At 66.2% G+C, this 21,862-nt stretch carries 18 protein-coding genes; 17 read left to right on the top strand and 1 reads right to left on the bottom strand.

Annotated elements, in window-relative coordinates:
- Nucleotides 1–86: 86 nt before the first annotated feature.
- The 13 genes from ACP7BL_RS06225 (at nt 87) to ACP7BL_RS06165 (ending at nt 16,922) form a co-directional block, all read left to right on the top strand.
- Nucleotides 87–1,460, top strand: a complete 1,374-nt coding sequence (locus tag ACP7BL_RS06225) for a UDP-N-acetylmuramoyl-tripeptide--D-alanyl-D-alanine ligase (RefSeq protein ID WP_426257874.1) — start codon at nt 87–89, stop codon at nt 1,458–1,460.
- Nucleotides 1,460–2,530 (top strand): phospho-N-acetylmuramoyl-pentapeptide-transferase, encoded by a 1,071-nt coding sequence (mraY, locus tag ACP7BL_RS06220; RefSeq protein WP_033967285.1) that lies wholly within the window; start codon nt 1,460–1,462, stop codon nt 2,528–2,530. Before ACP7BL_RS06225 ends, mraY begins: the two co-directional genes overlap by 1 nt.
- Nucleotides 2,527–3,930, top strand: a complete 1,404-nt coding sequence (murD, locus tag ACP7BL_RS06215; protein WP_426257873.1) for a UDP-N-acetylmuramoyl-L-alanine--D-glutamate ligase — start codon at nt 2,527–2,529, stop codon at nt 3,928–3,930. The genes mraY and murD overlap by 4 nt, the downstream gene beginning before the upstream one ends.
- Nucleotides 3,927–5,165, top strand: a complete 1,239-nt coding sequence (locus tag ACP7BL_RS06210; protein WP_010404008.1) for an FtsW/RodA/SpoVE family cell cycle protein — start codon at nt 3,927–3,929, stop codon at nt 5,163–5,165. The genes murD and ACP7BL_RS06210 overlap by 4 nt, the downstream gene beginning before the upstream one ends.
- Complete coding sequence (gene murG / locus ACP7BL_RS06205; protein WP_426257872.1) at nt 5,162–6,322, top strand: undecaprenyldiphospho-muramoylpentapeptide beta-N-acetylglucosaminyltransferase; 1,161 nt, start codon at nt 5,162–5,164, stop codon at nt 6,320–6,322. Before ACP7BL_RS06210 ends, murG begins: the two co-directional genes overlap by 4 nt.
- On the top strand, nt 6,319–7,722 hold the full coding sequence (gene murC / locus ACP7BL_RS06200; protein ID WP_426257871.1) for a UDP-N-acetylmuramate--L-alanine ligase: 1,404 nt from the start codon (nt 6,319–6,321) through the stop codon (nt 7,720–7,722). The genes murG and murC overlap by 4 nt, the downstream gene beginning before the upstream one ends.
- A gap of 122 nt (nt 7,723–7,844) precedes the next feature.
- Nucleotides 7,845–8,717: a UDP-N-acetylmuramate dehydrogenase gene (gene murB / locus ACP7BL_RS06195; RefSeq protein WP_426257944.1), complete on the top strand. Its 873-nt coding sequence runs from the start codon at nt 7,845–7,847 to the stop codon at nt 8,715–8,717.
- Nucleotides 8,714–9,643, top strand: coding sequence for a D-alanine--D-alanine ligase (locus ACP7BL_RS06190; protein ID WP_426257870.1), 930 nt, complete (start codon nt 8,714–8,716; stop codon nt 9,641–9,643). Before murB ends, ACP7BL_RS06190 begins: the two co-directional genes overlap by 4 nt.
- Nucleotides 9,640–10,602, top strand: coding sequence for a cell division protein FtsQ/DivIB (locus ACP7BL_RS06185; RefSeq protein ID WP_033966107.1), 963 nt, complete (start codon nt 9,640–9,642; stop codon nt 10,600–10,602). Before ACP7BL_RS06190 ends, ACP7BL_RS06185 begins: the two co-directional genes overlap by 4 nt.
- 33 nt (nt 10,603–10,635) lie before the next feature.
- Complete coding sequence (gene ftsA / locus ACP7BL_RS06180; protein ID WP_033966106.1) at nt 10,636–11,898, top strand: cell division protein FtsA; 1,263 nt, start codon at nt 10,636–10,638, stop codon at nt 11,896–11,898.
- 112 nt (nt 11,899–12,010) lie between these two features.
- Nucleotides 12,011–13,477 carry a cell division protein FtsZ gene (ftsZ, locus tag ACP7BL_RS06175; RefSeq protein WP_033966105.1) on the top strand — a complete coding sequence of 489 codons (1,467 nt, stop codon included), beginning with the start codon at nt 12,011–12,013 and terminating at the stop codon, nt 13,475–13,477.
- A 249-nt stretch (nt 13,478–13,726) separates the two neighbouring features.
- Entirely contained in the window at nt 13,727–15,736 is a 2,010-nt protein-coding gene (locus ACP7BL_RS06170; RefSeq protein WP_426257869.1) for an SPOR domain-containing protein, read from the top strand.
- Nucleotides 15,737–15,752: 16 nt separating this feature from the next.
- Nucleotides 15,753–16,922, top strand: coding sequence for a deoxyguanosinetriphosphate triphosphohydrolase (locus tag ACP7BL_RS06165; RefSeq protein ID WP_126846922.1), 1,170 nt, complete (start codon nt 15,753–15,755; stop codon nt 16,920–16,922).
- 68 nt (nt 16,923–16,990) lie between these two features.
- Here ACP7BL_RS06165 and ACP7BL_RS06160 read toward each other — a convergent pair whose 3' ends face one another.
- The gene (locus tag ACP7BL_RS06160; protein ID WP_033967042.1) at nt 16,991–17,278 is read right to left on the bottom strand and encodes a hypothetical protein; all 288 of its coding nucleotides are present in this window, start codon (nt 17,276–17,278) and stop codon (nt 16,991–16,993) included.
- Between the two features lie 213 nt (nt 17,279–17,491).
- Here ACP7BL_RS06160 and ACP7BL_RS06155 point away from each other — a divergent pair, with 213 nt between their 5' ends.
- From ACP7BL_RS06155 to ACP7BL_RS06140, 4 genes are all read left to right on the top strand, one after another.
- A complete protein-coding gene (locus tag ACP7BL_RS06155) occupies nt 17,492–19,030 on the top strand; it encodes a DUF1800 domain-containing protein (RefSeq protein ID WP_137903096.1) in 1,539 nt (512 codons plus the stop codon).
- 4 nt (nt 19,031–19,034) lie between these two features.
- Nucleotides 19,035–20,183, top strand: a complete 1,149-nt coding sequence (locus ACP7BL_RS06150) for a DUF1501 domain-containing protein (RefSeq protein ID WP_137903097.1) — start codon at nt 19,035–19,037, stop codon at nt 20,181–20,183.
- A gap of 61 nt (nt 20,184–20,244) precedes the next feature.
- Complete coding sequence (gene ubiM, locus ACP7BL_RS06145) at nt 20,245–21,426, top strand: 5-demethoxyubiquinol-8 5-hydroxylase UbiM (protein ID WP_033965059.1); 1,182 nt, start codon at nt 20,245–20,247, stop codon at nt 21,424–21,426.
- 28 nt (nt 21,427–21,454) lie between these two features.
- A complete protein-coding gene (locus ACP7BL_RS06140) occupies nt 21,455–21,853 on the top strand; it encodes a group II truncated hemoglobin (protein ID WP_126846931.1) in 399 nt (132 codons plus the stop codon).
- Nucleotides 21,854–21,862: the final 9 nt, after the last annotated feature.

Below are 21,862 nucleotides of genomic sequence, written 5' to 3'. Positions count from 1 at the left end.
CGGGAGGGGTTAGGGGAGGGGACAGGCGCAAGCTGTCCCGCCCTTGCTTCCCTCCCCCAACCCCTCCCGCGAGCGGGAGGGGAGTTATGAGCCTGTGGACTTCCGCTGCGATCGCCGCTGCCACCGGCGGCACGGCATCGGGCGACTTCACCACCACCGGCGTGACGTTCGATTCGCGCGAAGTCGGCCCCGGCGACCTGTTCGTCGCGATGACCGGGGCTGCGACCGATGGGCATCGCTTCCTCGACCAGGCGTTTGCACGCGGCGCTGCGGGCGCGTTGGTATCGCAGCCGAGCGTCCACCCGCATGTCCTCGTCCCCGATACGATGGCCGCGCTGGAGAACCTTGCCCGCGCCGCCCGCGCGCGCACGGCGGCAAAGATCATCGGCGTCACCGGGTCGGTGGGCAAGACCGGCACCAAGGAGGCGCTGTACGCCGCGCTGGAGCGGAGTGCGCGGGCGCGGACGCACCGCTCGGTCAAGAGCTACAACAACCATACCGGCGTGCCGCTCAGTCTCGCCCGGATGCCCGCCGAAACGCGCTTCGGCGTGTTTGAAATGGGGATGAACCATGCGGGCGAACTGGCGCATTTGACGACGTTGGTGCGCCCGCACGTTGCGATCATCACCACCATCGCCCCGGCACATACCGAATTTTTCCGCGACGAGGCGGCGATTGCGGATGCGAAGGGCGAGATTTTTCAGGGCCTGGAGCCGGGCGGGGTCGCGATCGTCCCGTTCGACAGCCCGCATCGCGATCGTCTGGTCGCTGCGGCGACGCCGTATGCGGCACGGATCGTGACCTTCGGTCTTGACAAGGGGGCAGACGTCCGCGCCATCGAAACGATGCGCACCGAAAGCGGCGGCACCTTCGTCACCGCCGTGGTGGGCGCGCGCGAACTGAGCTTCACGATCAGCCAGCCGGGGCAGCATTGGGTATCCAACAGTCTGGCCGTGCTGGCGGCGGTGGATGCGGTTGGCGGAGATTTGGCGCTGGCGGGGCTCGCGCTGGCCGAACTGGGTGGTCTGGCCGGGCGCGGCGCGCGTTTTACCGTCGCGGTGGGCGACGGGCAGGCGCTGGTGATCGACGAAAGCTACAACGCCAACCCATCCTCGATGCGCGCGACGCTCGCGGTGCTCGCCGCTGAACCGGCCAAGCGCAAAATCGTCGTGCTCGGCGAAATGCGCGAGCTTGGCGATGGCAGCGATGCCTATCATGCCGGGCTGGCCGAACCGGTGCTGGCCGCTGGCGTCGAAGCGGGCATTCTGGTCGGTGAACGGTCGCGCCCGCTGCTGAACGCGCTTGAGGGCAAGGGCGATTTCGTCCATGTCGCCGACGCCGCTGCGGCGCGCGCCAGCCTGTCCACGATGCTGGCACCGGGCGATGCGGTGCTCATCAAGGGATCGAACGGCGTGGGGCTGGCGGCGGTTGTCGCTGGCCTGCGGAGCGGGGAACACTAATGCTCTATTTCATCGCCGCCTATCTCGGCTTCCCGAGCGTGCTGAACCTGTTTCGCTATCTGTCGTTCCGCACCGGCGGCGCGGTCGCAACCTCTTTGTTCCTGGGTTTGCTGATCGGCCCGCGCTTCATCGGCTGGCTGCGCGTGCGCCAGGGCAAGGGGCAGCCGATCCGCACCGACGGCCCGCAAACGCACCTCGCCAAGCGTGGCACGCCGACCATGGGCGGGCTGATGATCCTGACCTCGATGGTGTTTTCGATCCTGTTGTGGATGGACTTGTCGAACCCGTTCGTCTGGGCCTGCACCTTCGTGACGCTGGGCTTCGCCGCGATCGGTTTCCTCGATGATTATGACAAGGTGCGCAAAGCGAGCACGGCGGGCGTTTCCGGACGGCTGCGGCTGGTCTGCGAATTTGCGATTGCGGGGATCGCCGCGACGATGATCGTGCATGAAAACGGCACGCATTTGTATTTGCCGTTTTACAGCGGGCCGGTGATCGAGCTTGGCTATTTCTACATCGTGTTCGCTGCCTTCACCATCGTGGCGTTCGGCAATGCGGTGAATTTGACCGATGGGCTCGACGGTTTGGCGACTATGCCGGTCATCATCGCGGCGGTCGCGTTCATGCTGATCGTGTATCTGGCGGGTAACGCCAAGTTCGCGGCCTATCTCGGCATTCCGCACGTGCCGCACGCGGGTGATCTGGCCATCTTTTGCGGCGCGATTGTCGGCGCGGGGCTGGCGTTCCTGTGGTTCAACGCGCCGCCGGCGGCGGTGTTCATGGGCGATACCGGCAGCCTAGCCCTCGGCGGCGCGCTTGGCGCGATCGCGGTGGTGGCGCATCATGAAATCGTGCTGGGCATCATCGGCGGGCTGTTCGTGATCGAAGCGATGAGCGTCATCATCCAGGTGTTCTTCTACAAGCGCACTGGCCGCCGCGTGTTTAAGATGGCACCGATCCACCATCATTTCGAGCAACTCGGCTGGAGCGAGCCAACGGTCGTGATCCGGTTCTGGATCATCGCGCTCGTGCTCGCGCTGGCAGGGCTGTCGACGTTGAAGCTCCGGTGATCGTATCGCCCCTCTGGCGCGGCAAAAGCTACGCTGTGCTGGGGCTTGCGCGCTCTGGTGCCGCGACCGTGCGCGCGCTGCTGGCGGGCGGCGCGGCGGTGACGGCGTGGGATTCGGATGCGGCGCGGCGTGAAGCGCTTTCGTCTCCCTCTCCCCGCTTGCGGGGAGAGGGTCGGGGAGAGGGGGAGCCTGCAACAGGCGGCACGTTCGGCACTCCAGGACAGCCCCTCTCCCCGACCCTCTCCCCTAAAGGGGAGAGGGAGACTCTGGTGTTCGCCGATCCCGAAACGATCGATCTTTCCGGTTTCGACGCGCTTGTCGTGTCGCCCGGCGTGCCGCTCAACCGCCATCCGGTCGCGGCCAAGGCGCGAGCGGCAGGGGTGCCGATCATCGGCGATATCGAGCTGTTCGCGCAGGCGCGGCCCGCTTTGCCGCCGCACAAGGTGGTGGGCGTCACCGGCACCAACGGTAAATCGACCACGGTCTCGTTGATCGATCACATCCTGCAAACGGCCGGCGTTCCGTCGCGCTTGGGCGGTAATATCGGTTTGCCGATCCTGGAGCAGGAGCCGTTGCCCGAAGGGGGCGTCTATGTGCTCGAGCTTTCCAGCTATCAGATCGACCTGACGCAAAGCCTCGACTGCGATATCGCGGTGCTGCTCAACATCACCCCCGACCATCTCGATCGCTACGACGGGTTCGATGCTTATGCCGCATCCAAGGCCCGCTTGTTCGCGATGCAGTCCCCAGCGCACGAAGCGATCATCGGCATTGGCGATACCCCCTCGGCGCTGATCGCGCGCAGCCTGTCGGCGCGGGCTGAGCATCTCACCAAGATCGCGCCCGGTGTGTGCATGGACCAATCGCGCTGGCCATCGTTGCAGGGGCCGCACAATGCCCAGAACGCGTTGGCCGCGATTGCGGTGGCGCAGGCGCTCGGCGTGCCCGAGGCTGCGATCGATGCCGCCCTGCAAAGCTTTGTCGGATTGGCCCACCGCATGGAACGCGTCCGCGTCCTGCGCGGCGTGACCTATATCAACGACAGCAAGGCGACCAATCCCGAATCGACCGCCCCCGCACTGGCCGCCTTCGGGCGGGTTCACTGGATTGTGGGCGGCAAGGCCAAGGCCGACGATCTCGATGCGTGCGCTCCGCACTTCGGGCATGTCGTGCGCGCGTACACCATCGGGCAGGCCGGCCCGCGTTTCGCCGAAATCCTGCAAGGCAGGGTGCCGGTCGAGCAAAGCGGCGATCTCGCCACCGCCGTTGCCGCCGCCGCGCGCAACGCACAGCCTGGCGACACCGTGTTGCTGTCGCCGGCGTGCGCCTCGTTCGACCAGTTTCGCGATTTTGAGGATCGCGGGCAGCAGTTCCGCCGCGTGGTCGAGGCGCTGGCATGAGCGAGGCGCGCGGGCCGACCCCGAAATTGTGGCGGAGCATGAAAGGGCGCGGCGGTCGTGGCGATCGTTCGGCGCTGGGCATGTGGTTCTGGGATATCGACCGGATGCTGCTTTTGCTGACGCTGCTGCTGATCGCGGTCGGGCTGGTCGCGGTTGGCGCGGCGTCGCCAGCGGCCGCAACGCGCTATTCGGACGACAAGCACCATGTCCCGCCGCTTTATTATCTGTGGTGGCAGTTGGCGTGGGTCGGCGTGTCGTTGCCGGTGTTGCTGGTCGTCTCGATGCTGCCGGTGGCGATCGCCCGGCGGATGGCGTTGATCGGGACGATCGCCTGTTTGGTGCTGCTGATGCTGGTGCCGGTGGTTGGGGTCGAGAAGAACGGCGCGACGCGCTGGCTCAATTTTGGCGTATCGCTGCTCCAGCCATCCGAGTTTCTGAAGCCGTTCTTCATCGTGACGGTCGCGTGGATCCTGTCGATGCGCGCGCAGGATGAGGCGTTACCCGTCGTGTTCATCACCGGCGCGATGACCGCGTTGGTCGCGGTGCTGTTGATGCTGCAGCCCGATTTCGGGCAGACCGTGGTTTTCTGCGTGGTGTGGATGGCGCTGCTGATGATTTCGGGCACATCGCCCAAAGTGATCGTTGGATTGATCGCGGCGGTGCCCGCCGGTCTGGTCGCCGCCTATCTGTTCTACGGTACGGCGCGCGCGCGCATCAATGCCTTCCTGTTTCCGGGGACGGAAGGGGTGGGGGCCGCCGACCATTTCCAGACCAATGCGGCGCACGACACGATCACCGCAGGCGGCTGGCGTGGCACCGGGCCGGGCGGCGGATCGATGAAGTTCCGTCTGCCCGAGGGACATACCGATTACATCTTCTCGGTCATCGGCGAGGAGTTCGGGCTGCTCGCATGTATGGTGATCGCGTTGCTGTTTCTGGCGATCGTGGTGCGGGTGTTCGTGAAGCTGCTCGACGAGGAGGACGAATTTCGCCTGTTCGCGGCGGCAGGGCTTGCTACGCAATTTGGTGTGCAGTCGCTGATTTCGATGGCGGTCAATACCGGGCTTGCGCCATCCAAGGGCATGACCTTGCCCTTTATCAGTTATGGCGGATCCTCGCTGATCGCTTTGTCGATCGGGATGGGCTTGCTGCTGGCGTTCACCCGGCGCAATCCCTTTGTCACGCGATCAAAATACATCGCCCAGCGGGGCAGCGGGCATCGGAGCGGGGTATGAGCACGGCACGGCATTTCGTTTTGGCGGCGGGCGGCACCGGCGGGCACATGGTCCCGGCGGCAGCGCTGGCGGCGGAACTCATCAAGCGCGGGCATTATGTCGCGCTGATCAGCGATGAGCGCGGGGTGCGCTTTCCCGGCCTGTTCGAGGGCATCCAGACGCACATCCTGCCCGCCGGGCGGCTGAGCGGCGGGCCGATCGGCTATGTCAAGGCGGCGTCGGCAATGCTGAAGGGCCGCGCGATGGCGATCGAGCTTTACAAGAGCTTCCGGCCCGATGCGGTGATCGGTTTCGGCGGCTATCCTGCGCTGCCCGCCCTTCTGGCGGCGTTCAATCAGGGCATCCCGACCGCAGTGCATGAGCAGAATGCCGTGCTCGGCCGGGTCAACCGGCTGGTCGCGAACAAGGTGGATGCGATCGCCACCTCTTATGAAGACGTCGCGCGGCTGGCACCGAAGTTGCGGGTGAAGACGCATCTGGTCGGAAATCCCGTGCGCGATGCGGTGCTGGCGCTGCGTTCCAAACCCTATCCGCTGCTGGAAGAGGACAGTATCTTCCGCGTGCTGGTCACGGGTGGCAGCCAGGGCGCGAGCGTGCTGAGCCAGGTCGTCCCCGATGGGCTGTCGCTGCTGCCGGTCGCTTTCCGCCGTCGTCTGCAAGTGACGCATCAGGCGCGGATCGAGGATATCGACGCGTGTCGCGCGAAATATGCCGAACTGTCGATCGCGGCCGATCTGGCGACCTATCTGCCCGATCTGCCCGAGCAACTCGCCTGGGCGCATCTGGTGATCGCGCGGGCAGGGGCCTCGACGCTAGCCGAGCTGACCTGCGCGGGCCGACCCGCGATCCTGGTGCCGCTGCCGTCCGCAACCGATGATCATCAAACCGCCAATGCGCGCGAAATGACGCAAGCGGGCGGCGCGCGCACGATCGACCAGCGCAATTTTACGCCGGTTGAGTTGGCCAAGCAGATGCAGCGGCTCGGACTTGATCCCGAGGCGTTGCAAAATGCGGCCGGGCGGGCGCGGTCGTGCGGTCGGCCCGATGCGGTGCGCGATCTCGCCGATCTGGTCGAAAGCCTGGGCGACACGCCCGGCGACATGCCGATTGGCGCGCCGCGCGCGGCTAGTCTGGGAAAACGGGAGGCTTTTGCGTGAAGGGTGTCGCAACCGACATCGGGACAATCCACTTCGTCGGCATCGGCGGCATCGGCATGTCGGGCATTGCCGAAGTGATGAAGAATCTCGGTTATGCCGTGCAGGGGTCGGACGTGGCCGAGGGCTATGTCGTGGAAGGGCTGCGCGCCAAGGGCATTCCCGTCGCGATCGGCCACCGTGCGGAAAATCTGGGCGATGCGGCGGTGATCGTCACCTCGACCGCGATCAAGCGCGGCAATCCCGAAGTCGAAGCGGCGCTGGAGCGGCGCATTCCGGTGGTGCGCCGCGCGGAAATGCTCGCCGAGCTGATGCGCCTGAAATCGACCGTCGCGGTCGCGGGCACGCATGGCAAGACCACGACGACCAGCATGGTTGCGGCCTTGCTCGATGCGGGCGGGGTCGATCCCACCGTTATCAATGGCGGTATCATCAACAGCTATGGCTCCAACGCGCGTTTGGGCGCGAGCGACTGGATGGTGGTCGAAGCCGACGAAAGCGACGGCAGCTTCCTCCGGCTGGACGGCACGATCGCGGTCGTCACCAATATCGATCCCGAACATCTCGACCATTATGGATCGTTCGATGCGGTGAAGGATGCGTTCGTCGAGTTCGTCGAGAATGTGCCTTTTTATGGCGCGGCGTTGCTCTGTCTCGATCACCCCGAGGTGCAGAACATCATCCCGCGCGTGCGCGACCGGCGCGTGGTGACCTATGGTTTCTCGGCGCAGTCGGACGTGCGCGGCGTCAACGTGACGCCCACGCCCGGCGGCAACCGCTTCGAGGTGATCATCCGCCACCGCGACGGCACGACGCGCTCGATCGAAGGCATCGATTTGCCGATGCCGGGGCGGCACAATGTCCAGAACGCGCTCGCCGCGATCGGCGTGGCGCTCGAACTCGGTATCGATGATGCGACGATCCAGCAGGGTTTCGCCAAGTTCGGCGGCGTGAAGCGGCGCTTCACCAAGGTGGGCGAGACGGCTGGTGTCACGATCATCGACGATTACGGCCATCACCCGGTCGAGATCCGCGCCGTGCTGTCGGCGGCGCGCGAGGGCGTGCAGAACCGCGTGATCGCGGTGGTGCAGCCGCATCGCTATTCGCGCCTCGGCGATCTGATGGAGGAATTCCAGGGCGCGTTCAACGATGCCGACATGGTGTTCGTGGCACCGGTTTATGCAGCCGGCGAGGCCCCGGTCGAGGGGGTCGATGCCGAGGCGCTGGTCGAGGGGCTAAAGCGGCGCGGGCATCGCTCGGCCGCGACGATTGCCGATGCGGCAGCGCTGGCGGAGGCGCTGGCGAAGGTGGTGCAGCCCGGCGACATGGTGGTGTGCCTCGGCGCGGGCGATATTACGAAGTGGGCGGCTGGCTTGGCGGCTGGCATCGAGGCGGCGCGATGAGCAGCCTTGCCCCTTCTTCCCCCCTCCCGCTTGCGGGAGGGGCTGGGGGAGGGCCTGTCGGAGGCGTTCCGCACGCGTCCAGGTCATTCCCTCCCCTAACCCCTCCCGCAAGCGGGAGGGGAATTGAAGGGCGCATCACCCCCGCCGCACCCCTCGCACCCCTAGTCTGGTTCAAGTCCGGCGGCGCTGCGCAGTGGCTGTTCGAACCGAAGGATGTCGCCGACCTCAGCGCCTTCCTCGCCGCGCTCGACCCGGCGACGCCGGTAATGGCGCTCGGCCTCGGCTCCAACATGATCGTGCGCGATGGCGGCGTTCCCGGCGTGGTCATCCGTCTCGGCAAACCCTTCGCCAAGGTCGAGCTGCTCGATGCCACCACGCTGCGCTGCGGCGGTGGGGCGAGCGGGATCCTCGTCTCCTCCACCGCGCGCGATGCTGGGATTGGCGGTGTGGAATTCCTGCGCTCGATCCCCGGCACTGTCGGCGGCTTTGTCCGCATGAATGGCGGGGCCTATGGCCGCGAGACCAAGGATATTCTGGTGGAGTGCGAGGTCGTGCTGCGCTCGGGCGCGCGGCAAGTGCTGGCGGTCGAGCAGCTGGGCTACACCTATCGTCATTCGACCTTGCCCGAAGGCTGTGTCGTGGTCAGCGCCACCTTCCACGGCCATGCCGAGGACCCCGCCGTCATCCAGGCCGAAATGGACCGCATTGCCGCCGCGCGCGAGGAATCGCAGCCGCTGCGCTCGAAGACGGGAGGATCGACCTTCAAGAACCCGCCCGGCCATAAAGCCTGGGCGTTGATCGATGCCGCCGGGTGCCGGGGCCTGCGCATCGGCGATGCGCAGGTCAGCGAGAAGCATTGCAATTTCCTGCTCAACCTCGGTTCGGCGACCAGCGCCGAGATCGAGGCGCTGGGCGAAGAGGTGCGCGCGCGGGTCAGGGCGCATTCGGGCGTGACCCTCGAGTGGGAAATTCAGCGGGTGGGGGTCGAAAAGTGAGTTTGCACGTCGCAGTCCTGATGGGCGGCTGGTCGGCCGAGCGCGACGTGTCGCTGATGACCGGCGCCGACGTCGTAAAGGCGCTGGAGTCGCTCGGCCACCGCGTCACCGCGATCGATATGGGGCGCGACGTCGCGATCAAGCTTGCCGAAGCCAAACCCGACATCGTGTTCAACGCGCTGCACGGAACGCCGGGCGAAGACGGTTCGGTGCAGGGCATGCTCGACCTGATGGGGTTGAAATACACCCATTCCGGCCTCGCCACCTCGGTCATCGCGATCGACAAGCAATTGACCAAGCTGCTGCTCGTTCCCGCCGGGATTCCGATGCCGGGCGGGCGCATCGTCAAGAGCGAGACCCTGTACGCTGGCGACCCGCTGCCGCGCCCATACGTGCTCAAGCCCGTCAACGAAGGCTCCTCGGTCGGGGTCGCGATCGTCACCAACGAAGGCAATTACGGCAGCCCGATCGCGCGCAGCACGCCGGGGCCGTGGTTGGAATTCGAGGAGCTGCTCGCCGAACCTTATATTCGCGGGCGCGAGCTGACCACGGCGGTGCTGGGCAGCGAAGCGCTCGGCGTCACCGAGCTCAAGCCGAAGAATGGCTGGTACGATTATGACGCCAAATATACCGACGGGCTGACCGAACACGTCTTCCCGGCGGATGTGCCCGACGAAATTGCGGCGGCCTGCAAGCGCATCGCGCTCGACGCGCACCGGCTGCTTGGGTGCAAAGGCGCGTCGCGGTCGGATTTCCGCTGGGATGACGAACAGGGTGTCGACGGGCTGTTCCTGCTCGAGGTCAACACCCAGCCGGGCATGACGCCGCTCAGTTTGCTGCCCGAACAGGCGCGGCATTGCGGCATTTCCTATCCGGCGCTCGTGCAGACGCTGCTCGACGAGGCGCTGAAGGGGGGGGCGGAATGAGCGCCACGATCAAGCGCGGCACCGTGCGCCGACCGGTGCAGCCCAAGCGGCGTCCCCCGCCCAAGGTCTCGACGATCGACCGGGTGATCGCGATGCTGCCGGTCAGCGAAGCGACGCTGCGCCGGATCGCAACGTGGACGATCATGGGCGTGGTCGGTGCGGTCGGGCTGGCGACGGCCTCCTATTTCGGGGTGCCGGGCGCGGTCGGCTCGGCGCTGGGCGAAGCGATCGGTGAAGCGGGTTTCCGCGTCACCAATATCCAGATCACCGGGCTCAACCGGATGGACCATAATGTCATCTACAAGATCGCGGCCAACCAGCCGTCAATGGCGATGCCGCTGGTGAGCCTCGAAAAGATCCGGCAGGATCTGGTCGCGCATAGCGGCTGGATCGAGGATGCGCATGTTTCGCGGCGCTTGCCCGACACGCTGATCGTGCATGTCGTCGAGCGTGAACCGAGCGCGATCTGGCAGAAGGACGGACAACTCGCGCTGATCGCGGCCAACGGGACGTGGCTGGAGCCGGTCGATCCGCAGGCGATGCCCGATTTGCCGCTCGTCATCGGGGCGCACGCCAATGAACAGGAGCCGGCCTATCGCCAATTGCTCGACGTGGCACCGGCGCTGCGCGGGCAAGTGAAGGCGGCGACCTGGGTCGGAAATCGTCGCTGGACGCTGACCTTTGAGACCGGAGAGACGTTGGCACTGCCCGAGGGTGCGGACGCAGCGGGCAAGGCTTTGGTGAAGTTTGCCGAGCTCGACGGCGTCAAGCCATTGCTCGGCAAGGGGTGGCTTGGCTTCGATATGCGCGATCCGACGCGGTTGGTCGCGCGCAAGCCGGGCACGGTTTCGAACCGGGCGATCACCGATCCGGCGGCTCCCGTGGCGGGGGCAACCGGAGCGGCCGCGCAGCCAGTGCGAATCGAAGCGAAACAATCGGGGCCAGCCGGTGAGGGATAGGGTATCGAAGCCGGACAACAGGGGTATGGCGTAATGGCGAAGGCAGCACCGGAAGGTTTGATCACCGCACTCGACATCGGCTCCTCCAAGGTGTCGGCGATGATCGCGCAGAAGGGCGATGGCGGCGAGCTGATCGTGCTCGGCACCGGCCAGCGCGAGAGCAAGGGCGTCAAACGCGGCTATATCGCCGATGCCGCCGCGACCGAAGTTGCGGTGCGCGAAGCGGTCGAACAGGCCGAACGCATCGCCGGCACCAATATCGAGAATGTCTGGGTCAGCTTTTCGGCGGGCGGGCTGGTGTCCGATGTCGCCTCGATCGAGTTTGAGCTAGGCGGCCACCGCGTCGAGCAATCCGATATCGACGCGCTGTTGCAGGCGGGGCGCGATTCGATCGATCCGGCGGGCCGCATGGTGCTGCATGCGCAGCCAGCGCTCTATACGCTCGATGGGCTGACGGGCGTGAAGCGACCGCTCGGGCTCCATGCCGACCGGCTCGGCGTGCATATCCACGTCGTCGCCGCCGATGGGTCGCCGGTGCGCAATCTCGGGCTGTGCGTCGCGAACGCGCATCTCGAAGTGAAGTCGATCATCGCCTCGCCAGTGGCGACGGGCATGGCGTGCCTGAGCGACGAAGAGCGTGAGCTTGGCGTGGCCCTGGTCGAACTGGGGGCAGGGATCACCAACGTTTCGCTGTTCGCGGGCGGAATGCTGGTCGGGCTGATGTCGATCCCGATCGGCGCGCAGGACATTACCGACGACATCGCGTCTGCTTTCGGCACGCGCCGCGCGCAGGCCGAGCGGATGAAGTGCGTTCACGGCTCCGCCAATGCAAGCCCACGCGACAATCACGAGATGATCGACGTCGCGCCGATATCGGCGGAGGAAGATGCCAGCGACGGCACGCGCATCACCAAGGCGCAATTGATCGCCGTCATCCGCCAGCGGCTCGACCATTTGATCGGCGAAGTCGGCAAGGCGCTGGCCGAGTTGAAGTTTGAAGGGCCAGTCGGACGTCAAGTCGTGCTCACCGGTGGCGGTGCCGAACTGAAGGGCATCGCCGATTACGCACAGCAGGCGCTGGGGCGTTCGGTCAGGATTGGGCGGCCGCGCGGCCTCACCGGCCTGCCGGAAGCGCACGCGACGCCTGCGTTTACCACGCTTGCTGGGCTGGCTTTCTATGCGGCGGCGGACCCGGTCGACCTGCGGGCCTTGTCGAGCAAGCAGCAATTGGTGCATCGCCCGAAGGGATTTGCGCTGTTCCGCCGTTTGCTGGCAGCGGCGCGGGCGAATTATTAAAGAATTACGACAGGATTTAGCTGTTCGCGCTGGAACGACCGCAAGCGATGGTGCAGAACAGGTTCAAGCAGATTTTTCGCGCCGGGGTGTGGGCGCACGGTGGAGACGAACTATGAGCATCGAATTTTTGCCACCCGAAGTTGACGAACTCAGCCCGCGCATCGCCGTGATCGGTGTCGGCGGCGCTGGCGGCAACGCCATCGCCAACATGATGCGCGCCGATGTGCAGGGCGTCGACTTCCTTGTCGCCAACACAGACTCGCAGGCGCTGAAGCAATCGACCGCCAGCCACAAGATTCAGCTCGGCGCGAAGATCACGCAAGGTCTGGGCGCAGGCAGTCGTCCCGAAATCGGCCGCGCGGCGGCAGAGGAAACGATCGAGCAAGTCACCAAGATGCTCGAAGGCGCACACATGTGCTTCATCGCGGCCGGCATGGGCGGCGGCACCGGCACCGGTGCGGCACCGGTCATCGCCAAGGCGGCGCGCGACATGGGCATCCTGACGGTCGGCGTGGTGACCAAGCCGTTCGCCTTTGAAGGCACGCGTCGCGCGAAGAGCGCCGAAGCGGGCATCGAGGAGCTGCAGAAGTACGTCGATACGCTGATCGTCATCCCCAACCAGAACCTGTTCCTGGTGGCGAATGCGAACACGACCTTCAAGGAAGCGTTCCAGATGGCGGACGAAGTCCTCCAGCAGGGCGTTCGCGGCATCACCGATCTGATGGTCATGCCCGGCCTCATCAACCTCGATTTCGCCGACGTGCGTTCGGTGATGCAGGAAATGGGCAAGGCGATGATGGGCACGGGCGAAGCCTCGGGCGACAATCGCGCGATCGAGGCGGCGTCGAAGGCGATCGCCAACCCGCTGCTCGACGGCGTGTCGATGAAGGGGGCCAAGGGCGTCATCGTTTCGATCACCGGTGGCGACGATATGCGCCTGCTCGAAGTCGATGAAGCCGCGAACCACATTCGCGAACTGGTCGATGAAGACGCGAACATCATCTGGGGTTCGGCGTTCAACCCCGAACTCGAGGGCAAGATCCGCGTCTCGGTCGTCGCGACCGGGATCGAGGCCGAGGCGCGCCCGGCGGTTGCTCCGGCCCCAACGTCGCGCGCGTTCAGCTTCACGGCTGCGAAAAAGACGGAGGAACCGGCACCCCTGGCGGCTCCCGAGGCCGACATCGCCCCGGCGGCACCTACGGTCTCGGCACCCGAGCCTGCTGCGACGCACGATGATGAACTGGTGCTCGGCAGCGAAGCTGCCGTCGCGCCGGAGCCGGTGGCGGCACCGGTCCGGACCTTCGGGGAAGACTTTGATGTCCCCGCAGCGGCGGCGGACGATACGCCGACCGAAGCTCCGACGCGTCGCCGTTGGCTGTCGCCGGGTGCCGCCGCGGTGGAGGACGCTCCCGCCCTCCCGCCCGAGCCAGTCGTGCCAGCCCCGCGCGTGAAATTGGGGGGCACGTTGTTCGAGCGGATGTCGAGCGTATCGCGCGGGGTCGCGCGCGACGACGAGCCTACCCCGGACAAGGATGCGCTGGACATTCCACGGTTCCTGCATCGCCAGAACAACCAGTAACCGATGCCCGCGCGGTGCCCGCCATGGCGGGCACCGCTTGCCGAAGATGCGGGTCGGCCCGTCGCAGCCGATGGCTTGCCACATTGCCGGTTGCATCCCGAGCGGGTCTAGAGCGCAGCATGTTCGGGTTGATTCTTCCGGCGCGGGCAAGTCGGCGTCCGCAGGACATTTTGCGGCGCTCTTGTGGGTTCCTTCGTTTCACTCGAAAAGAACGGGTGGCGGTAGAGCCATCGTGATCTAGGAAACGGGATGCGCATTCGTCTTGCCAGTTCGATCATCGCACTGGCCACTTGCGGAACGGCTGCGCAGGCACAGACCGGGATCGCATCGCCTTATCCGCCCGCGCCCTATCCCTCGACCGTTCAGCCGTTGTCAGATGCCGATTTGCTTGCGAGCGAAATTCGCGCATTGGCGGTCGACCCCAACAATCTGTCGGCATTGGTCCGCGCGGGGGAATTGGCGCTAAAGCTGGATGACGATACCGCCGCCGCCGCTTTTTTTGCGCGCGCCGAGCGGATCGACCCCCGCAACGCGCGAGTCAAAGCCGGAGAGGGGGCGTTGCTGGTCGCGGCCGAGCGTCCTGGCGATGCGCTGCGGCATTTTGCCGAGGCGGAGACGCTCGGCGGTGATCCGCGGACCTTCGCGGCCGATCGCGGGCTGGCCTATGATCTCGTCGGCGAACAGGAACGCGCGCAACGGGAATATCGACTGGCGCTGAGGGCCGGGGCCAATGACGAAACCCAGCGACGCTACGCTTTGTCGCTTGGTATTTCCGGCAAGCGCGAGTTGGCGCTGGCCCAAATCGAACCGCTGTTGCGCAAAAGTGATCGTGGCGCGTGGCGTGCGCGGGCCTTCATCCTTGCGATGGCGGGCGACAAGGCGGGTGCGGAGAAGATCGCAACGAGCATGATGCCCGCCGGCATGGCGCAGGGGCTGCAGCCGTTCTTCGAAATTCTGCCGGCGCTGCGCGCGCCGGATCGCGCTTTTGCGGTGCATTTTGGCGAAGTCCGTCCCAGCCCGGAACGGTTGGCGGACGCGCGGATGGTGCCCCCGCTGGCTGCGCTCGGCCCCGACCCGACCGCGCCGGTCGCGGTCGCGGCGGTGGCGAAGCCGACCGTCGCCGTTGACGCCCGCGAAGAGCGCCGCAAGGCGCGCAAGACCCGGAAAGATCAGGAGCATGCCCAGGCGACAGCAGTGGCGGCGGTGGCAGCGCCGACGCCACAGCCGCAACTGGTTCCTCCGACCTATGCCGCCCCGCCCGCGTCTTCTGCCGTGGTTCTGGCGTCAAACTCGGTGCGCGTGCCCGTAACGCCGCCCGCGACCCCGCTTCCGCACGCAACGTTCAACGCTCCCGCCACAGTTGTCCCGCAAACCGGTGTGCCGGTCCGAACCGTCCCGCTGCAGCCGCAATCGCCGATGTCGAAAACGGGGGCATCGCCGGCCGTGTCGGCCAATCCGGTCGCCCCGGGCAATACACCCCCCATGCCGACGGCGTCGCTAGCGGGTGTGACGCGCTTCAGCGCGCCTCCAGCCGCGGTGCCGCAACGACCATCGCCTGCGGTGGTCGCGCCGGTCGTCGTACAGGCCCCGACGCAGACGATTACGCCAGCACCGGCCCGTCCGGCACCGACCCCGGTGCGCAGCGAGGAATCGATCCTCGCGGCGATCATTTCGGACATCAAGGTGCCCGGAGCGGAGACTCAGAGCGAGGCACCTGCACCGGCCGCCCAGCCAGTGGCTGTTCGTCAAGCGCCGGTTTCGCAACCCGTGGTCGAGGCGCAGCCCGCAGCCGACCGCGAACGGGAAATTGCCGCCGACAAACAGGCCGCCGACCGGCGGGCCGCCGATAAGAAAGCGGCCGCGGAGAAGAAGGCGCTTGCCGACAAGAAAGCCGCTGCGGACAAGAAAATCGCCGACGCAAAGAAGGCTGCCGCTGACAAAAAGGCGGCGGAAGAGAAGAAGAAAAAGGACCCCAAATTCCTGGAGCCGTCACGCGTCTGGGTGCAGGTGGCAGGGGGTGCGAATGTTGGGGATTTGCCCAAGCAATGGACCAAGATCCGGGCCAAGGCGACCAAGGCGTTTGGCGGCAAAAGTGCCTGGACCACGCCACTCCGCGCGACCAACCGGTTGTTGACCGGGCCCTTCAAATCGGAGGACGAGGCGCAGCGCTTCGTCAACGATCTTGCCAAGGACGATATTTCGGGCTTCGTCTTTGTGAGCGAAGCGGGCCAGAAGATCTCCAAACTTCCCGCGAAATGAGAAGGTGTTGGGTAGCATGACGATGCTTGCGCCATGGGCCTCGCACCCGGAGCGCAGTCGCGGTCGGCTCCACCCCGAGCCGAGCGGCGAGGGGCGGAGCGCGCGCGGCCCGCGCGACGCGTTCCAGCGCGATCGCGACCGGATCATCCATTCGATCAGCTTTCGGCGCTTGCGGCACAAGACGCAGGTGTTCCTGGCCCCCGATGGCGACCATTTCCGTGTCCGTCTGACCCATAGCCTGGAGGTCGCGCAGATAGCCCGCACGATCGCGCGCGCACTTGGGCTGAACGAAGACCTCACCGAAGCGCTCGCGCTGGCGCATGATATCGGCCACCCGCCGTTCGGCCATGCCGGGGAGGATGCGCTGCAAGCCGCGCTGGCAGGGCAGGGCGGGTTTGACCATAATGGCAATACGTTGCGCGCATTGATGACGATCGACAGCCCGTATCCGTGCTGGAACGGGCTTAACCTGACGTGGGAAACGCTGGAGGGGCTGGCCAAACACAATGGACCGATCGCCAATCCGGGTTGGGCGCTGGCCGAGTGCGATGCCGCCTTTCCGCTGGAGCTGACGCGCTGGCCGAGCCTGGAGGCGCAGGTCGCCGCGATCGCCGACGATATCGCCTACGACAATCACGATATCGATGACGGGTTGCGTGCCGGTCTGCTGACGCTTGAGCAATTGCTGGAGGTGCCGGTGGTGGCGCGCGGCTGGGCCGATGTCTGCGCCCGCTTTCCCGGCATTGCTCCGGCGCGGCTGGTGGGGGAATTGATCCGCTCGCAGATCGGCGCGATGGTCAACGATCTGATCGCGGAAACCCGATCGCGATTGACCGGGATTGGCGACCTTGCCGATGTGCGCGCGGCGGGGCGGTGTCTGGTCGGCTTCTCAGCCGAAATGCGCGAAGATGAGCGCGCGCTAAAGCGCTTCATGTACGCCAATCTCTACCACCATCCGCGCCAATTGGAGGCGGCGCGGGCGGCGGAGGGGATCGTGACGGGGCTGTTCGCCGCCTATCGCCTGGACCCGACGCAGATGCCGGGCGATTGGAGTGCGCGGATGCCGCAGGACGAACCGGGGCGCAGTCGGCATATCGCCGATTTCATCGCAGGCATGACCGACCGCTACGCGGTTGCCCGCTATCGTGCGGCAGTGGGGCCGATCGACTTGCCGGAGGTCTTTTAGCGCCCGCTGACAAGCGAAGCGCGTCCCCGGCCGATACCGGCGACGCGCCTCGCTATGCGATCCACCGCTTAGCGGAAGGCGATGTCGGTCTTGGTCAGCTTCGCCTGAGCGTTGGGAATGGTGAAGGACACCGGAACGCCGCGCGAATAGCCGGTGATATGGTCGCCGCGAACCTGGAGCTGGAACGTGCCGCCTGAGGCAGCGCGACCGCTGATGACGACATATTTGCCCTTGTTCACGGTGGTGTAGGTGTAGGTGTCACCATCGCGCGTGAAGGTGCGCTGCGCGGCATCGTTGGCAAAGGCAGGCGAAGCGGCGGCGAGCAGAGCCGTGGCGGCGAAGAGAGTCTTGAACATGATCGTTCCTTTCCTGGGGAGTTAAGGCCGATCGCGCATCCCCTCCCGGTGGATGTCCTGCTGTCGCGTGAATTTATATTGCAGTGCAGCAAAGTGCCCAAGCGCAAACGACGCGCGTGCAGTTGCAACAAACGAACGCCACGGCCGTTTCGGGCACAATTCTGCGACATATGCGGCCCATAGATTACGGGCCGATTCGCAAGGACGACGTTGATGACCAAGGCGAGTATTGCCCTAAACCGCTTCGGCCTGGGCGCGCGGGGTGACCAACCGGTGCCTGCTGACCCGCTTGGCTGGCTGACGGGCCAATTTGCGAAATATGATCCCGTACCGGATGTGATTGCCAGCGCGCCGACCAGCGCGGGGGTCTCCGCCGAACTGGCCGACTATTTTCGACAGCAACGCGCGCTGCGGGCGCAACAGGCGACCAAGCTCGGCGGCCCGGCCGCTCCGCCGCCCGCCGCCGCCATCGCGATGGCGGGTGCAGCCTCGGCCGGTCTCCAGATGGGGACCCAGCCGGTGCAGCCGCGAACTCTGTCGCAAGGGGCCGTCCCGTCACCGGGCAAGGACGATGCGATGCGCCAGGCGCGGCAATTTGCGCAGCGGACTGGCCGGGGCGACTATGCCGGGGCAGTGGGCGCGCGCGCGACCAATGCCCTGGTTACGGAAACGCCGTTTGTCGAACGGCTGGTGCATTTCTGGGCGAATCATTTCGCGGTCTCGGCCGATAAGCTCGAAGTGATCGGTCTATCGGGAACCTTGGAATTCGAGGCGATCCGGCCGCATGTGCTGGGCACCTTCCGGGATATGCTGATCGCGGTGGAGCAGCATCCGGCGATGTTGCTGTATCTCGATCAGGCGGTATCGGTCGGCCCGACATCGCCGCTTGGGTTGAAGATCGCCGCTCGTGGCAACCGCAAGGTTGGCCTGAACGAAAATCTCGCACGCGAAATTCTCGAACTGCACACACTCGGCGTGCGCACTGGCTATACGCAGGCCGACGTCACCGAATTCGCACGCGCGATGACCGGTTGGACGGTCGCCGGGATCGGGCGCGGGCCTGGGTCTGCGGCCGCCGGAACGGACGGGCTGCCCGGTGATTTCGTCTTTGTCGCCCCGCTGCACGAGCCGGGCGATCGCATGATCATGGGCAAGCGCTATCCGGCTGGCGGGGTGGAGCAGGCGCGGGCTGTGCTGTCCGACGTGGCCGTCGCCCCGGCGACCGCCACCCACATCGCGACCAAGCTCGCGCGGCACTTTGCGGGCGATACACCGCCACCCGCGATGGTCGAGCGTTTGCAAGCGGCTTTCCTCACCTCCGGGGGGGATTTGCCAACGCTATACCGCGCGCTGATCGCTTCGCCCGAGGCTTGGGTCGAACAACCGGTAAAGTTCAAGACGCCGTGGGAGTGGACGATCTCGTCCATGCGCGCGTTGAATGTGAAGACGGCGGACCCGCAAGCGGTGGTCGGGCTGCTCAATCAACTTGGGCAACCGACGTGGAAGCCGGGCCAGCCGATCGGCTTTGACGATATTGCGGGAAGCTGGGCTGGACCCGATGCCGTGTTGCGCAGGGTCGAAGCCGCCGAGCGCTTCGCCGCGCGGGCGGGCAATATCGATGCCCGCGCGCTGGCACCGAAAGTGTTGCCGGGCTCCGTCAGTGCAGCCACGCAAACCGCGCTCGCGAATTGCGAAAGTCCGGCACAGGCGGTGGCGTTGCTGCTCGTCGCCCCCGAATTCATGCGGAGATAAGAGCATGTACGATCGTCGTTCGTTTATCGGCGCTAGTGTCGCAAGCGCTTTGACGCTCGCCTTGTCGCCGCGCATGGCGTTTGCCAAGGCCGAGACCGACAAGCGTTTTGTCTTCATCATCCAGCGCGGTGCTGCCGATGGCCTTGGGATCGTTGCCCCGGTCGGCGATCCAGCCTTCGTCGGCGCACGCGGCGATCTCGCGGCGGATTTCGCGACGGCTGCCAAGCTCGATTCGATGTTTGCGCTGCATCCAGAATTGTCTGTGCTCGGGGGGCTTTATACCAAGAAGCAGGCGCTGTTCGCGCACGCGGTCGCCTCGCCCTATCGGGACCGGTCGCATTTCGACGGGCAGAACGTGCTCGAGAGCGGCGGGACCAGCGCCTACCAAGTCAAGGATGGCTGGCTTAACCGACTGCTCGGCGTGCTGCCGCCGACCGAGGCCAAGGCGATTGCGGTGTCGGCGACGGTGCCGCTGGCGCTGCGCGGACGCCATGACGTGTCCTCATATGCGCCATCCGGCCTGCCACAGGCCTCGGACGACCTGATGCAGCGCGTGACGATGCTGTATCAGGGCGACAGCCAGCTCCACGCTTTGTGGAGCGAAGCGATGAACACGCGGCAATTGACCAGCGATCTCGCAGGTGGCGGCGGGGCCAATGCCGCGGCGACGGGGGCGCTGGCCGCGCGCTTGCTCGCCCCCGCCGACGGCGCGCGCATCGCGATGATCGAAACTGGGGGGTGGGATACCCATACCCAGCAGCGCCAGCGCCTGGCGGGGCAGCTCAAGGGCCTCGACGCGATGATTGCCGCCCTGCAAACCGGGCTGGGGCCGCTGTGGAACGACACGATGGTGCTGGTGGCGACCGAATTCGGCCGGACGGTGGCGATCAACGGCACTGGCGGCACCGATCACGGGACGGGCACCGCAGCAATGCTGATCGGCGGCGGGGTGCGCGGTGGCCGGGTGCTGGCGGATTGGCCGGGGCTGCGTCCCGCAGCCCTGTTCGAAGCGCGCGACTTGAAGCCGACGATGCAGCTCGACGCGTTTATCGGCGGCGCAGTCGCGGGGCATTTCGGGGTCGACCCGGCGCGGACGATGGCCGCGCTGTTCCCGGAAACCAAGCGGGTCGCGGCGGTGCGCGGGCTGGTGTGATTTTCGCGCGCGCTTGATCTCGCGCAAGGCGCGTCGGCTGCTGCCGGGCGAAAGCCGCACAATGACCATTCCGCAGCCTTATGATATCCTCATTGTCGGTGCCGGCCCTGCCGGGCTTGCGCTCGTGCGTGCGCTGGCCGGTTCGCGCCTGCGGATCGGCATCCTTGATCAGGCTCCGGTCGCGACGCTGTCCGCTCCGCCGTGCGACGGCCGGGAGATTGCGTTGACCCAGCGGTCGGTGGCGACGTTGCAGCGGCTCGGTGCATGGCAGCGCCTGGATCCGGCGCAAATCTCCCCGCTATGCGAGGCGCGGGTGCTCAACGGCGGGCGCTCCTTTGCTTTGTCCTTTGCGGGACCGAATGTCGGCGACCGGCTCGGCTCGCTCGTGTCCAACCATCATATCCGGCGCGCGCTTTATGACGCGATCGAAGGGCAGGACGGCCTGACCTTGCTGGCGGGTGCGTCGATCCGCAGCGTCCGGACCGACATGAATTGCGCGTCGGTGACGCTGGACGACGGGCGCACGCTGTCGGCGCAGTTGGTGGTCGGCGCGGATTCGCGATTTTCGTTCGTGCGGCGGCAATTGGAAATTGGCGCGCAGATCAATCCGCTCGGTCGATCGATGCTGGTCGCGCGTGTCGCCCACGCAGCGGTGCATCGCGGCGTCGCCACCGAATGGTTCGGGCATGGCCAGACGATCGCCATGCTGCCGCTTTCCGACGGTCGCTTGTCGTCGGCGGTGCTGACCCTGCCTTCGCCTGAGATCGATGCGCTGGCGGCGCTGGATCGTCCCGCGCTGAGTGCGGAATTGACGCGGCGTTTCCGGGCGCGGCTGGGGCCGATGCAGGTGCTTGACGGGCCGCATGTCTATCCGTTGACGACAACCTATGCGCACCGCTTCGTCACCCGACGTGCCGCCTTGGTCGGGGATGCGGCGGTCGGCATGCATCCGGTCACCGCGCATGGCTTCAATCTCGGGTTGCAGGGTGCTGCGAAACTCGCCGAGTTGATCGCGCAGGCCGCGCAGGGCGGACATGACATCGCCGGAAACGTGCTGCTGCGGCGCTATGAGGCGGCCCATCGGCTGGCGAGCGCACCGCTCTATGCCTCTACCAACCTGTTGGTACGCCTCTATACGGACGATCGGCCGATCGCCCGGATGGCGCGTCCGCTTGTGCTGCGTGCGGCCGCACGGTTGCCGATGGTGCGGACGGCGATCACGCGGCGGCTGATGCAGCAGTGATACCCCAATGCCGACCGGAGACGTTAAGATGACCGCCACTGCCGAAACGACCGCCCCCTCGTTGTTCGCGCGGATTGGCGGGACCGAGGGCGTGCGCGCGGTCGTCGAGCGCTTCTACGATCTGATGCAGGACGATCCGCGCTACGCCGCCTTGCGGGCGATGCATGCAGAGGATCTGTTCCCGGTACGCGTGTCGCTGACACAGTTTCTCTCCGCCTGGCTTGGCGGGCCGCGCGACTGGTTCGAGGCGCGGCCGGGCACCTGCATCATGTCGATGCACCGCGCGATGGGAATCACCTCCGAAACCGCGGCGCAATGGGTGGAGGCGATGAGCCGGGCGATGGCGGAGGCCCGCGTCGAAAAAGCGCTCGGCACCCAGATGCAGCAAGCCTTCCTGCGTATGGCAGGCGCGATGATGCAGGTGTAGCGCGGGCGC

Origin of the sequence: Sphingomonas sp. DC1600-2 (genome assembly GCF_049897605.1) — a bacterium.
GTDB lineage: Bacteria > Pseudomonadota > Alphaproteobacteria > Sphingomonadales > Sphingomonadaceae > Sphingomonas.
The sequence above is the reverse complement of the archived record's forward strand: the minus strand, read 5'-3'. Positions and strand labels throughout refer to the sequence as shown.

What these genes read in the sequence shown, in the direction of transcription:
- ACP7BL_RS06225 (WP_426257874.1), top strand. Translation starts at nt 87, where the DNA reads ATGAGCCTGTGGACTTCCGCTGCGATCGCCGCTGCCACCGGCGGCACG.
- mraY (WP_033967285.1), top strand. Translation starts at nt 1,460, where the DNA reads ATGCTCTATTTCATCGCCGCCTATCTCGGCTTCCCGAGCGTGCTGAAC.
- ACP7BL_RS06210 (WP_010404008.1), top strand. Translation starts at nt 3,927, where the DNA reads ATGAGCGAGGCGCGCGGGCCGACCCCGAAATTGTGGCGGAGCATGAAA.
- murG (WP_426257872.1), top strand. Translation starts at nt 5,162, where the DNA reads ATGAGCACGGCACGGCATTTCGTTTTGGCGGCGGGCGGCACCGGCGGG.
- ACP7BL_RS06185 (WP_033966107.1), top strand. Translation starts at nt 9,640, where the DNA reads ATGAGCGCCACGATCAAGCGCGGCACCGTGCGCCGACCGGTGCAGCCC.
- ftsA (WP_033966106.1), top strand. Translation starts at nt 10,636, where the DNA reads ATGGCGAAGGCAGCACCGGAAGGTTTGATCACCGCACTCGACATCGGC.
- ftsZ (WP_033966105.1), top strand. Translation starts at nt 12,011, where the DNA reads ATGAGCATCGAATTTTTGCCACCCGAAGTTGACGAACTCAGCCCGCGC.
- ACP7BL_RS06170 (WP_426257869.1), top strand. Translation starts at nt 13,727, where the DNA reads ATGCGCATTCGTCTTGCCAGTTCGATCATCGCACTGGCCACTTGCGGA.
- ACP7BL_RS06165 (WP_126846922.1), top strand. Translation starts at nt 15,753, where the DNA reads ATGACGATGCTTGCGCCATGGGCCTCGCACCCGGAGCGCAGTCGCGGT.
- ACP7BL_RS06160 (WP_033967042.1), bottom strand. Translation starts at nt 17,278, where the DNA reads ATGTTCAAGACTCTCTTCGCCGCCACGGCTCTGCTCGCCGCCGCTTCG.
- ACP7BL_RS06155 (WP_137903096.1), top strand. Translation starts at nt 17,492, where the DNA reads ATGACCAAGGCGAGTATTGCCCTAAACCGCTTCGGCCTGGGCGCGCGG.
- ACP7BL_RS06150 (WP_137903097.1), top strand. Translation starts at nt 19,035, where the DNA reads ATGTACGATCGTCGTTCGTTTATCGGCGCTAGTGTCGCAAGCGCTTTG.
- ubiM (WP_033965059.1), top strand. Translation starts at nt 20,245, where the DNA reads ATGACCATTCCGCAGCCTTATGATATCCTCATTGTCGGTGCCGGCCCT.
- ACP7BL_RS06140 (WP_126846931.1), top strand. Translation starts at nt 21,455, where the DNA reads ATGACCGCCACTGCCGAAACGACCGCCCCCTCGTTGTTCGCGCGGATT.